Origin of the sequence: Burkholderia sp. BCC0419, from assembly GCF_902830285.1 — a bacterium.
GTDB lineage: Bacteria > Pseudomonadota > Gammaproteobacteria > Burkholderiales > Burkholderiaceae > Burkholderia.
This window is the reverse complement of record NZ_CADESR010000006.1, coordinates 1-12,915: the sequence shown is the minus strand read 5'-3', so window position 1 is coordinate 12,915 and position 12,915 is coordinate 1. Positions and strand designations below refer to the sequence as shown.

The window sequence follows — 12,915 nt, the reverse complement described above, 5'->3', positions numbered from 1 at the left end:
CGCCCCGCCCGCGCCATGCACGCCCGGTCAGCGGGCGGCCGCCACCGGCAGGCGGAACGTCAGCGCGGTGCCGCCCGCATCGCGCGGCACGGCCTCGAGCGAGCCGCCGTGCGCCTCGGTGATCGATCGGCAGATGGCGAGGCCCATGCCCATGCCGTCCGATTTGGTCGTGAAAAACGGATCGAAGATGCGGCCGGCAATCTCCGCATCGATACCGGTTCCGCGATCGGCGACGGTCACGACGACGCGATCGCCGTCGCGGGATGACGTGATCTCGAGTTCGCGTGGCGTCCCGAGGCCGCCCATCGCATCGAGCGCGTTGGTGATCAGGTTCAGGACGACCTGCTGGATCTGCGTGCGATCGGCCATGACGCGCACGTCGTCGCAGCGCAGGTCGACGTGCAACGCGACGCGTTGCGCGTCGATCTCGGTCGCGGTCAGGCGCAGCATGTCGCGGATCAGCGCGTCGAGCGCGAGCGGCGCCATCGCCGGCGGCGCCTGCCGCGCCAGCGCGCGCAAGGCGCGCACGATGTCGGCCGCCCGCACGCCGGAGGTGCGGATGTCGTCCAGGCTCGCGAGCGCTTCGCCGATATCGGGCTGCTCGCCGCGCAGCCAGCGCAGGCATGCGCCTGCGCTCGACATGATGCTCGTGAGCGGCTGGTTGATCTCGTGTGCGATCGATGCGGCGAGTTCGCCCATCACCGTCGTGTGCGCGGTGCGCGCGAGCTCGGTGCGCGCGTGCTGCAACGCGGCCTCCGTCTCGAGCCGCCGCGCGCTCTCGTCGACCAGCTCCGCGTAAAGCCGTGCGGATTCCAGCGCATTGGCGGCCTGCGGCGCGAGCATTTCCAGCATCGCGATGCGCCGTGCCGAAAACACGCCGTTGGCCAGCGCGTTCTCGAGATACAGGATACCGATCAGCGTGCCCTGTTTCAGCAGCGGCAGGCAGAACAGCGAACGCGTGGGGTGCGTGCGCAGGCTCTCCACGTGGTCCGGCATGCCTTCGCGCTGCGCGTCGGCGAGGACGATCGGCTTGCGGGTGCGCGCCACCGCGTTCAGGATCGACAGCGGCACGTCGTCGCCGGTCGGTTCGCTGCGCGCGATATCGACGATCACGTCGCTGTCGACGACGCGCGCGGCCGCCTCGATCGTGAGCCGGTCGTGACGCGCGAGCAGCAGCAGGCCGGAGCGGGCGCCCGCGTGGACGAGCATGTTGCGCATCAGCGTCTGGATCAGGCGCTCCAGCACGATCTCTTCGGACAGCGAATGGGCGGCGCGCATCGCGAGCGCGAACTCCGGGTCCTCGTGAGCGGGCGCGGCCGTGCCGCCGGCGCCCGGGGCCATGATCAGGAACGGATGCCGGCTTTCCATCGCCCCCGTCTTGCCGAGCGCGCCCCAGCGCCGGTAGCACGCGTGCGCGAGCTGAAACTGGTGGCGCGCGCGCCCGGTCAGCTCGAGCGACGCGGCGTGGTGTCCAGCCAGTTCATGCGCGAGCGCCTGTTCGTGCACGAAGCCGCCTTCCGCCGCGAGCCCGGCCGCCGCTTCGTACTGCTGCATCGCGACGACGTGCTCGCCGCGCACGCGCGCGAATTCGGCGTCGATCAGCGCGAGCTTGTTGCGAAACGTTCGTGGATTGAGCGCGCTCCACGCGGCGAAACGCGCGCGCTGCGGCGCGTAGCGTTCGAGCAGCTGCTCGGGCGGCGTCGTGCCGCGCTCGCTCGCGATGCCCGCCAGCACGGTGAACAGGTGGAAGTCGGACAGCATGATGTGCGCGGGTGTCGACCACGCGAACGACGCGGCCGCGTCGAGTGCCGCGCGTGCGGCGTCGGCATCGCCGAACAGGAACGCGGCCTGGCCGTCGAGCACGCAGGTCCAGAACTGCAACACGGACATCGGCGTTTTCGTTGCCGCGCGCGTGCGCCACGTGCCGACCGGCCGGTCGTATCCGCGCTGCAGCGCATCGACGAATTCCGACTGGGTGGACACGAGATCGACGATGTCGTCGTAGCGCGCGCCGCGCGCGATCGCCAGCAGCGGATCGATTTCGTCGCGGATGACCGGCAACGCTTCGCCCATCGCGAGCAGGTCGCTCACGATGTGGTTGCAGCTGTAGCACATCCAGCGCAGCTCGGCGCTCGCGTTGCCCGCTGCCTTCGCGTCGCGGGCCCGCTCGAGCGCGTATGACAGCGGCTGGGACCAGACGCTTACCTGGTCGAGCGCGATCAGCGCCGCGGAGCGGTAGCGCTCGAACCCGTGGCGCTCCACCAGCGCGAGCGCCACCTTCGCGAATTCGAAGCCGGCTTCGTACGCGGCGTCGTGTTCGGCGATGCTCACGCCGTACCACGCGAGCCCCTGCACCGACGCGGCCGTGACGCCGTGGCGCAGCGTGAGCTGCACCATCGTCGCGAAGTGCAGCAGCATCAGCCCGTTGCTCGGATAGAACATCGCGGCCTCGAGCGCGGTCAGCAGCGCCATCGTCGCTTCGACGCGCGCGTCGGTCGTCACGGGCAGGTCGACCAGTTCGCCAATCGCGCGGCCGGCGAGGGCGTCGCGCACCGCGTCGCGCGCTGCTTCGAGGTCGGCGTCGGATGGGCGCTCCGGTAGATGAACCCCGAGCACCGCAAGACCGGCCAGCGCGACGCGGACCGCCTCGCGGTAGTTCGATTCGACCGTGAGCTGCGCTGCCTTGAGCCGGTGTGCCTCCGCGCGATCGGCCGGCGTGCCGGCACGCGCGAGCAGTTCGTCGATCGTGTCGGCCGCCTGCGCCGTTTCGCCGCTCGCGAGGAGCAGGCCGCCGCGCAGCCTGCCGATCCGGCTCATCACGTCGTAGTGTTGCGACCACGCGTGCGGTCCGAGCAGCGTTTGCGCCGACGCGAGAAACGACAGTGCGCGCTCGCGCGCCGCGATCGCGGCGGCGGCCTGCGCGGCCCGCACGAGCGCATCCGCGAATGCGAGCGCAAGGCCGTCGTCGAGCGGTGCGGCGATCCCACGCTCGATCTGCGTCGCGAGCGCGAGCAGCGTGTCGGTATGCTGCGGCTCCGCGCACGCGAGCATCGCGGTCGCGACGGCCGCATGCCGCGCCGCCTGCTCCGTGGGCGCGCTCGCCGCGTAGACGGACTCGAGCACGCGGTCGTGCGTGAAGCGCCAACGGTCGCCGTGCAGCGATACGAGGCCGGCCTGCCGGGCCGGGTCCAGCCAGAACCGCAGTTCGTTGCGCGTGTTGCCGGAGGTCGTGCCGAGCAGCGCTTCTTCGGCTTCGCTGCCGATGCATGCGAGCAGCGACAGCAGCGTTCGCGACTGGGCCGGCAACCGCTGCATCCGCAGCGCGACCAGATCCACGACGTTCTCCGCCGCGCGGTACGCGACGATTTCGTCCGCACGCCACTGCCATGCGTGCGCGGCGCTGTCATACGCGAGCAGCCGCTCCTCGATCAGCGAGCGCAGCATCTGCTGAATGTAGAACGGATTGCCGCCTGTCTTGCCGTGCACGATGCGCGCGAGCGCGGGAAGATCGCCGGACGTATCGCTGAGCATGCCGGCGAGCAGGGTCGTGACGTCGTGCGGTTCGAGCGGCGCCAGCGTGACGGTCGACACGCGGGTGCGCTCGAGGTCGCGCAGGAAGCGGCGAAATGCCGGCGAATGCTCGGCCTCGCTGCGATAGCCGGCGACGATACAGACGTTCGCCGGCGGATCGGCGGCGATCGACGCCAGAAACGCGAGCGTGGCGTCGTCGGCCCCATGGATGTCGTCCAGCAACATGACGAGCGGGGCCGCGGGCGCCGCGAACGCACGGCATGCGTTGACGACGGTCTGGCACAGGTGAAATTCCGGGACCGGATCCGTACGGCCGAGCGCAACCGGGTCCACATCGAGCAGCCACGCGAGTTCCGGAAAGATGCCCGACAGCAGGTTCGCATGCGCGCCGATGCAGTCGCGCAGCCGTGCCGCGACCGCGGCGATCTCGTCGTCGGGCCGGGCCAGCACGCTGCCGAACAGCGAGCGCAACGCCCGCACGACGGGCGCGTACGGCGCGGCGGGCCGGAACGGGTCGACTTTCGCCGAGGTCCGCCACGACGCCGGCGCGGTACTGCGCGCATGGCGCGCAAAGTGTTCGGCGAGTGCCGTCTTGCCCACGCCTGCCGGTCCGTCGATCAGCACGAGCGCCGTTTCGCCGGTGCGGGCCACGCCCGCCAGCGTGTCGGCGAGCCTTCGGGCGTCGGCGTCGCGGCCCACCAGCAGGTCGGGCGTATGCACGCGGGCGAGCGCATTGCCGCCGCCCAGCGCGAACGGTGCGACGCGGCCGAGCGCGTGCCAGTCGCGGCGCAGCCGTTCGAGATCGTCGCGCAGCGCTTCGCACGACGCGTAGCGATCGGCCGGCTCCTTGGCAATCAGCTTCAGCACGAGATCGTTCAGCACGGCCGGCGTGTCGTCGCGCAACGCCGCCGGCAGACACGGCTGCATGGCGACGTGCGCGTGTACCCATTCGGACGTCGACGCGGCGTTATAAGGCAGCGCGCCCGTGAGCAGCCGAAACAGCGTGATGCCCAGCGCGTAGAGATCGGCGCGTTCGTCGACGTTCGCGTCGTGCGCGAGTTCGGGCGCCGCGTACGGGGCGAAATCCGCGCGCGGCGTATGCCGCGCAGGGGGTTCCGCCGGGTCGGCGTGCCGCTTGCGCGCATGGGCGAACGCGCCCAGCTTGACGGCGCCCGGTTGCGTGACGACGAAGCTGGCCGGCCGCACGTCGCCATGCAGCCAGCCGCGGCAATGCAGTTCGTGAAGCGCGCGCACGGCACCGAGTGCGAGATCGAGAAACGTGTCGAGCGCCATGCGCTCGTTGGCGAGCGTGTCGAACGTGCGGCCCTCGACGCCCGGATAGACGAGCACCGGGCCGCCGCCGGCCCGGATCAGCGCGACCGGTGCGATCGCCCGCGCCGGATCGAGCGCCGTGCCCAATGCGTATTCACGCTCGAACTGCCGGCAGCGCAGATCGAACTCCCAGCGGGTCTCGCGCGCGGACCACACGATGCCCGTCGCCGGGTCCGTGAGGTCGAACGTCAGCATGTCCTCGGCGCGCGCGACATTCGTCGGCGTCGCACGGGCCAGCCAGTCGGGGTCCATCCGGGTAGCGCCTTCGGCGGCGCGCAAGGGAATGTTCACGTTCGTGGTGCGGTAAGGTGGAATGGCGCAGGGCCGGCAGCACATCATGCCGCGCAGCCGGTCGTGCCGCCCGCGTCAGGGGCCGGCGCGTGCATTGTCCGACAGCCGGAGAGAATTTGCAGCCCCTCCTGCCAGCGCGGCACCGCCGCAGACGTTAAACCTATGGATAGTGGTCGAGGTCGGCGGCACGCCCTAGCATACGGTCAAGCCTGCTTTCCACCCGCGCCGACGCGCCGGAGCCGGCGACAGCGCGCGACGCCCGCCACACGGCGCGACGCGCAACACTTCAGCGACGGTCAAGCGGATGAGCATCATGTATACGTTCGGGCGGGTCACGGTTTCCCTGGAATGCCGGGAAGTCTGCGTCGACGGGCAGCCGCACTATGTCGGTGCGCGCGCCTTCGAGATCCTCGAGCTGCTGGTGAGGGCGGCCGGCAGGCTCGTGTCGAAGGAGGCGATCATGGATGCGGTCTGGCCGAACACGGTCGTGGTAGAAAACAACATCCAGGTGCATATCTCGACGCTGCGCAAGCTGTTCGGCGGCAAGCACGGCTGGATCCGCACCGAGTCGGGCCGCGGATACCGTCTCGCTCCGCCGCTGGATCTGGCCGGAACCGAACGTCCGTTCGACGGCACACCGCGCGCGATGGCCGCGCGCGGATGGTCATCGCCGCGCAAATGCCCGCTGATCGGCCGCGAACGGGAGGCCGCTGAACTGCACGCGCTCCTCGAGCGCGAGGCCTTCGTCACGCTCGTCGGCCCGGGCGGGGTCGGCAAGACCCATCTGGCCCTCGAGGTGGCCGCCGCGCGCGCGGCGTCGCTCGGCATCGACCTGTATCGGATCGATCTGGCGTGCTGGCCGCGCGGCACCGCGCCGGAATGCGCGGTGCTCGCGGCGCTTGGCAAGCCGGACGAGCACAACGCCGAGCCGGCCGACGTCGTGCGCGCGATCGGCGAGCGGCGCGTGATGCTCGTGCTCGACAACGCCGAACAGCACGTCGACGCGCTGGCGGACCTGTGCGACGCGATCGTCGAATCGAACCCGGGGGCGATGCTCGTCGCGACGAGCCGCGAACCGGTGCGCGTCGGCGTCGAGCGCGTGTACCGGCTCGGCCCGCTCGCCGTGCCGCCGGCCGGCGCGAGCGATGCCGAGATCGTCGCATGCTGCGCCGTGCGCATGTTCGTCGCGCGTGCGCGGGCGATGGGTACCGACATCGCCGCGGACACGCATACGCTGAATGCGATCGCGACCGTGTGCCGGCGCCTGAGCGGTCTGCCGCTGGCGCTCGAACTCGGCGCCTCCCGCGTCGCGTCGCTGGGGATCCAGGGGCTGGCCACCGATCTCGACAAGTCGCTGCTGTCGCTGTCCGGCGGGTTGCGCACCGCGCATCCGCGCCAGCAGACGCTGCGGGCGACGATCGAATGGAGCTACCGGCTGCTCGACGATGCCGAGCGCACCGTGCTGTGCCGGCTCGCGGCGTTTCCGGACGCGTTCCAGCTCGACGCGGCGTGCGCGCTCGCCGCATGCGACGAGTTGAGCGCCGAGCAGGTGCTCGACTGCCTCGTCAGTCTCGCGTCGAAATCGCTGCTGGTCGTCCATCCGCTGGGGCTTTCGAAGCGCTATTCGCTGCTCGAGCTGGTTCGCGCTTATGCGCTCGAGAAGCTGGCCGAATCCGGCGAAGCAGGCCGCGTGCAGGCGCGCTGCGCGTCGTTCGGCGTCGGCGTGCCGGCGCTCGCGCACGCGCGGCAGTCGGCGCGCGCCGACATGCAGTGCGCGTGACGCGTTCGCGTGCCGCGATGCGGCGCATTGACATCCATTTCAGGTTTTCATTTCATGGCGATTGTTTGCATCATCGATGACGATGCGTCGGTCCGTAAGAGTCTGGGCAACTTGCTGAAGTCGGCGGGGCATACCGCCTTGACGTATGCATCGGGCGAGGAATTCCTCGCGGCCGGGCCGCGGGACACCGCGGCCTGCGCGCTCGTGGATCTGAAGATGAAGGGAATCAGCGGCCTCGAGGTGCACCGGCTGCTGATTCAGCGCGGCTCGACGATGCCGGTGATCATGATGTCCGCTCACGGCGACGACGAGTCGGTCCGGCGCGCGCTCGCGCAGGGCGCCGTCGCGTTCATGCGCAAGCCGTTTTCGTCCGACGATATCCTCGATCTGATCGACGACATCGCGTCGGGCGCGCGCGGCGCGTGAGCCGCGGAAACCCGCCACGATGCAGCTTCGCTGCGTGTATTTCACCGCGCAGCCGCTTCGTTTATCATCCGATCACATCAATTCAGCGCTGGGCAGGAAACGCGATGGCGAGCACGCCGGATACTCCATCGATCGGTCGGCACGGCGCGGGCGATGCCGCGTCGATCGTCTACGTGGTCGACGACGACGACACGCTGCGACGCGCGCTGAGCGCGCTGCTGCGCTCGGCCGGGTTTCGCGTCGAAACGTTCGGATCGTCTCGCGCGTTTCTCGCGTTCAGCCGGCCCGACGTCCCGAGCTGCCTGATCCTCGACGTGCATCTCGACGAAGAGAGCGGGCTCGCCGTGCAGGAAGAAGCGGCGCGCGCGGGACTGCACCTGCCGATCCTGTTCATGACCGGCTACGGTGACGTGGCCACCACCGTCAAGGCGATGAAGGGCGGCGCGCTCGATTTCATGACGAAGCCGTTCGATGACGACGAGATGCTCGATGCGGTCGGCCGCGCACTCGCGCGCGACGGCGAGCGCCGCGCGCAGGACCGCGCGCTGGATTCCATCCGCGATGCATACGCGACGCTGACGCCGCGCGAGCGCGAGGTCATGAGCCAGGTGATCGCGGGGCTGATGAACAAGCAGGTCGCCGCGAATCTCGGCCTTCAGGAAATCACGGTCAAGGTCCATCGCGCGCAGGTCATGAAGAAGATGCTCGCGCGCACGCTGCCCGATCTCGTGCGCAAGGCCGAAGCCCTGGGTATTCAGCCCGTCGGCGGTCGCGACTGAGGCCGCGGGCAGGCGCCGGCGAGCGAGCCCAAGCGTCGCGCTCACGCGGCCATCGGGTTGGCGGCTTCACGCGCGCGCGCGTGTGCGATGCGCGGCGGCACGTCGCCGCGCGGTTGCGCATTCCGTATGTCGGGGGTGTCGGCGAATGCCGCGACGAGATGCTCGGCGAGCGTCCGGATGCGGGCGGGCAGATTGCGGCGCGAATGATAGAGCAGCGACGCGTCGAGATCGGCGATCTGCCAGTCAGGCAAAACGCGCACGAGTTCGCCGGTGCGCTCGAGCGGCCGCGCGAGCGGCTCGGGCAACACCGCAAAGCCGGCGCCCCGTACCGTCGCGAGCATCAGCGTGGCCGCGCAATTCGACCGGATCGCGCCGGCCAGCCGGATCTCGGCGCTCGCACCGGTGCCGCGATGCCGCAGCGGCCAGGCCGACACGTCGCCGGCCGGCCGCGCGCCGCGCGCACCCACGCGTTCGAGTGCCTGCGGCGAATCCGGCCTGCCGCACTCCGCGTGATGACGCGGGCTCGCATACAGGCCCATCGGCACGCGGCCGAGGCGCCGTTCGACGCACGTCAGGCTCGACGTGGGACCGGTGACGATCGACAGGTCCGCGTCGCCGCTGAGCGTCGCGTTCGCGTGATCGACCCAGTCGATACGAATCTGCACCAGTGGATGTTGCCGATTGAAGTCGGCGAGCACGGGCACCAGACGATCGGCGCCGAACAGGTTCGACACCGCGATCGATACGCCGCCTTGCATCTCGTTCGCGTTGAAGCGGCAGCACGCGGAGAAACGCTCGTATTGCTGCAGCAGCGCATTCGCTTGCTCGAGCACGTCCTGGCCGACCCGGGTCAGCGTGACCTTGCGCGTCGTGCGATGCAGGAGCAGCACGCCGAGCGACGTCTCGAGACACCGGATCGCGCGGCTGATGTGCGGAACGCCGAGCTGATGCGCTTCGGCGGCCTTCGTGAAGCTGCCTTGTTCGGCGACGGTCTTGAGAATCTCGAGCGTTTTCAGGCGATCCATATCGGGTCCCGCTTCGTGAATGCTGACAGCATTCAATTTATGCGTGGCGGGCGCGCCGGGCAACGCAAAAAACGTGAGTTAAGCTTAAGCGGCGCCTGAATATCCTTGCGCCTCTATCAGGCGTGCGCGGCGCACTTTTCAGCGGCGCTCGGCGCGATTCGCATCGCGCACCGCGGTCGATTCCGGCGGCGTCCACCCGCCGCCCAATGCGCGCACGAGACTCACCGTCGCGATCGCGAGCGCTTGCCGGCTGTGAATCAGCTGACGTCGCGCATTCAGCGCATCGCGATCGGCATCGATGACTTCGAGGTAGCTGACATAACCGTGCGCGTAGCGGCTCAGCGACAGTCGCGCCGCCGCGTCGGTCGCGCGCGCCGCGTTGTCGTAGCGCACGATCCGCTCCTTTTGCGCGGCGATGTCGTTGAGCGCATCCTGCACGTCGCGCAATGCGGCGATCGCGGCCGCGCGATAGTTCGCATCGGCGAGGTCCATGCCGGCCCGCGCGGCGGCCACCGCGGCATCGCGCTTGCCGCCGTCGAACAGCGTCAGCGCGACGTTCGCGCCGAGGCTCCACAGCGAACTGTTCCGGTCGAGAAACGAGCGCAGGTCGCGGGTCGCGAAGCCGCCGTCGGCGGTCAGCGTCAGTGTCGGCAACCACGCGGTGCGCGCGATGCCGAGCTCGAGCGACGCCGCATCGGCGCGCCGCGCGGCCGCGAATACGTCCGGGCGCTGCGCGAGCAGCGTGGACGGCAGCCCGGGCGGCACGTCCGGCATGCACACGGGCACTGCGCTCGTGCCGATGTCGAACGCGGTCGGCGACACGCCGGTCAGCACCGCCATGGCGTCGACGAGGTCCTCGCGCAGCCGCTGGCTGTCGGCGAGATCCGCACGCGCGGTATCGAGATCGGCCGATGCGCGCAGCGCGTCGAGGTCGCTCGCCGCGCCGGCCCGCACACGTGCGGCGATCACGTCCAGCGCGGTGCGCCGCAGCCCGATCGCTCTGGCGAGTGTCGCGAGATCGTCGTCGACGTAGCGCAGCGTCAGGTAGTCGACCGCCACTTCGGTCGCGACCCGCAGGCGAACGGCATCGCGATCGGCTGCGGCCTGCAGCACGTTCTGCGCGCCGATGTCTACATCGCCGCGCAGCCGGCCCCACAGGTCCACTTCGTAGCTTGCGGTGACGGGCACTGACCAGTTGTGCATCGTGCGCTTCGGCAGCGCATTGTCGACCGTGCCGGACACGCGCGTGCGGCTGAACGACGGATCGACACGGACGCTCGGCGCCAGTGCGGCATCGCGCACGCCGAGCAGCGCCTGCGCCTGGTCGACGCGCGCGGCCGCCGCGCGAATATCGAGGTTGCGCGCGAGCGCGGCGTCGACGAGCGTGCCGAGTTGCGGATCGCCGAACCACGCGGGCCACGCGGCAAGCGACGCCGCGCGCTCGGCCGACGGATCGGCATGGCGAAACCGGTCGGATTCGACCGGAACGGGCGCGAGCGGCTGCGGTGCGATCGAGCACGCGGCCAGCAGGCTCGCGGCGAGCAGGGCGAGCGCGCGCGTCATCGCGATTCGCGGCTGCGCTGCAGCGTGACGACGACCGACAGCCCGGGCCGGATGCGCGGCTCCGATACGGCCGGGCCATCGAGCAGGATCTTGACGGGCACGCGTTGCGTGACCTTCGTGAAATTGCCGGTCGCGTTGTCCGGCGGCAGCAGCGCGAACTGCCCGCCCGTCGCGGGCGACAGGCTGTCGATGTGGCCGGTGAACACCCGCTGCGGCAGCGCATCGAAGCGCAATTGCACGACGTCGCCGGTGCGCACGTGCCGAAGCTGCGTCTCGCGGAAATTGGCGACGACCCACGGATGCGGCTCGACCAGCGTGAGCAGCGCCTGGCCGGGCGCGATGTGCTCGCCGGTCTCGACGGTTTTCTTGCCGACGTAGCCGTCCGACGGCGCGACGACCGCCGTGTAGCCGAGTTGCAGCAGCGCGTCGTGCAATTCGGCATCGTTCTGGCTCGACGCGGCGTCGGCGGCCTGAGCGGCGGCGAGTGCGCTGCGCCGTTGCGCATCGGCCGCCGCGACGCGTGCGCGGGCGGACTTGCGGGCGGCATCGGCCGCATCGAATTCCTGCTTCGACAAGCCGCGCGGCGTCTCGCGGGTCAGTTCGCGGGCGCGGGCGTAATCGAGCTCGGCCTTGTCGGCATCAGCGTGGGCCGACACGAGCGCCGCGTCCGCCTGCTCGATCAGCGCGTGTGCGCGGCTCGCATCGGCGTGCGCCTGCGCGACGCGTGCGCGTTGCGCCGCGACGCGCACGTCGAAATCGCGCCGGTCGATCTGCACGAGTGCGTCGCCGGCATGGACGAACCGGTTGTCGTCGACGAGCACACGCTCGACCGTGCCGGCGACGCGCGGCGAGATCACGTGCAGGTGGCCGGTCACGTACGCGTCGTCGGTGCCGCGATCGCGTGCATCGAACTCGTACACGAGCAAGGCGACGAGCAGCAGCGCGATCGCGGCGATCGCGACGATGGCCGGCCGGTGCGAGCGTGCGGGCGCGGCAGGCGGCGCCGGCGAAGCAGCCGGCGTAGTGGAAGAAGGATTCGGTGAGGGTGAGGTCATCAGAATCTGCTCCGAGAAACCCCGCCATTGATGGCGGGAAGGAAAGGAGCGCAGTTGACAGGCAGCTTCTTCCACGGGTTAGGATCACCGGCATGATCCTTGTCTACCGCTACCGGGTGAAGTCGCTCAACGGACTGCTCAACAAGCAGAGCCGCGCGGTGAACTACGTCTGGAACTTCTGCAATGACACGCAGAAGCATGCGCTCAAGTGGAGCAAGAAGTGGCCGACCGGTTTCGACTTGAATGTGCTCACGACCGGCAGCAGCAAGGTGCTCGGCATCCACTCCGGCACGATCAACGCGACGTGCGAGCAATACGCGAAGTCGCGCAGTCAGCACCGTCGGCCCTACTTGCGCTATCGCGGCAGGAAATCTCTGGGCTGGGTGCCGCTGAAGGGGCGCGACCTGAAGCGCGAGGGTGACGCGTTCCGTTTCGCCGGCAACACGTTTCGCGTGTTCAACAGCCGACCGCTTCCCGAAGGCAAGATCAAGGACGGGACCAACTTTGCGCAGGATGCACGCGGCGACTGGTTTCTCAACATCGTGATCGAGATGCCGGATGTGCCGGCCCGCCCGGTCCGTTCCGGCGTCGGCATCGATCTCGGCCTGAAAGACTTCGCCACACTTTCGACCGGAGAAAAGCTGCCCAATGACCAGTTCGGTCGACGCGCGGCGGAAAAGCTGGCGAAAGCGCAACGGGCGCGAAAGCACAAGCGACATATCGCGAAGCTGCACGCAAAGATCGCGAATGCCCGTGCCGACTTCCAGCATAAGCTCGCGCTCGATCTGGTGCGGCGGTTCGATTACATCGCGGTCGGCAACGTGTCGGCCGCGAAGCTCGCCAGAACCAGAATGGCGAAAAGCGTCTACGACGCATCCTGGTCGTCCTTCCGAAACAAGCTCCGCTACAAAGCGATGGCGCACGGAGCCACGTTCGAGGAAGTCGACGAAAGGGGTTCCACCCAGTCCTGTTCGTCGTGCGGGTCGAAAGACAGCACGACGCGGCCGAAAGGTATCGCGGGACTGCGAGTAAGAGAGTGGGCCTGCAGTGACTGTGGTGTCGAGCATGATCGAGATACCAACGCTGCGTTGAACATTCTCCGATGCGGACGTGCATCGCCAGGTGTGGGAATC

General features: G+C 69.5%; 8 protein-coding genes. 4 read left to right on the top strand and 4 right to left on the bottom strand.

What is annotated here, in order from left to right; all coding sequences use genetic code 11:
• Nucleotides 1-27: 27 nt before the first annotated feature.
• Nucleotides 28-5,154, bottom strand: coding sequence for an ATP-binding protein (locus HWW87_RS25475; RefSeq protein WP_175822615.1), 5,127 nt, complete (start codon nt 5,152-5,154; stop codon nt 28-30).
• A gap of 304 nt (nt 5,155-5,458) precedes the next feature.
• Here HWW87_RS25475 and HWW87_RS25470 point away from each other — a divergent pair, with 304 nt between their 5' ends.
• The 3 genes from HWW87_RS25470 (at nt 5,459) to HWW87_RS25460 (ending at nt 8,139) form a co-directional block, all read left to right on the top strand.
• Entirely contained in the window at nt 5,459-6,934 is a 1,476-nt protein-coding gene (locus tag HWW87_RS25470) for a winged helix-turn-helix domain-containing protein (RefSeq protein ID WP_175822614.1), read from the top strand.
• Nucleotides 6,935-6,988: 54 nt separating this feature from the next.
• Nucleotides 6,989-7,360 carry a response regulator gene (locus tag HWW87_RS25465; RefSeq protein ID WP_174433147.1) on the top strand — a complete coding sequence of 124 codons (372 nt, stop codon included), beginning with the start codon at nt 6,989-6,991 and terminating at the stop codon, nt 7,358-7,360.
• A 104-nt stretch (nt 7,361-7,464) separates the two neighbouring features.
• Entirely contained in the window at nt 7,465-8,139 is a 675-nt protein-coding gene (locus tag HWW87_RS25460; protein WP_175822613.1) for a response regulator, read from the top strand.
• 41 nt (nt 8,140-8,180) lie between these two features.
• Here the strand turns inward: HWW87_RS25460 and HWW87_RS25455 are convergent, their stop codons facing one another.
• From HWW87_RS25455 to HWW87_RS25445, 3 genes are all read right to left on the bottom strand, one after another.
• Nucleotides 8,181-9,164: a LysR family transcriptional regulator gene (locus HWW87_RS25455; RefSeq protein ID WP_175822612.1), complete on the bottom strand. Its 984-nt coding sequence runs from the start codon at nt 9,162-9,164 to the stop codon at nt 8,181-8,183.
• 138 nt (nt 9,165-9,302) lie between these two features.
• Nucleotides 9,303-10,727 carry an efflux transporter outer membrane subunit gene (locus HWW87_RS25450; RefSeq protein ID WP_175822611.1) on the bottom strand — a complete coding sequence of 475 codons (1,425 nt, stop codon included), beginning with the start codon at nt 10,725-10,727 and terminating at the stop codon, nt 9,303-9,305.
• Nucleotides 10,724-11,782, bottom strand: a complete 1,059-nt coding sequence (locus tag HWW87_RS25445; RefSeq protein ID WP_175822610.1) for an HlyD family secretion protein — start codon at nt 11,780-11,782, stop codon at nt 10,724-10,726. The genes HWW87_RS25450 and HWW87_RS25445 overlap by 4 nt, the downstream gene beginning before the upstream one ends.
• Before the next feature lie 92 nt (nt 11,783-11,874).
• Between HWW87_RS25445 and HWW87_RS25440 the strand changes: the two genes are divergently transcribed.
• Nucleotides 11,875-12,915 (top strand): RNA-guided endonuclease TnpB family protein (locus tag HWW87_RS25440; protein WP_175822609.1); only part of this gene is annotated, 1,041 nt, incomplete at its 3' end.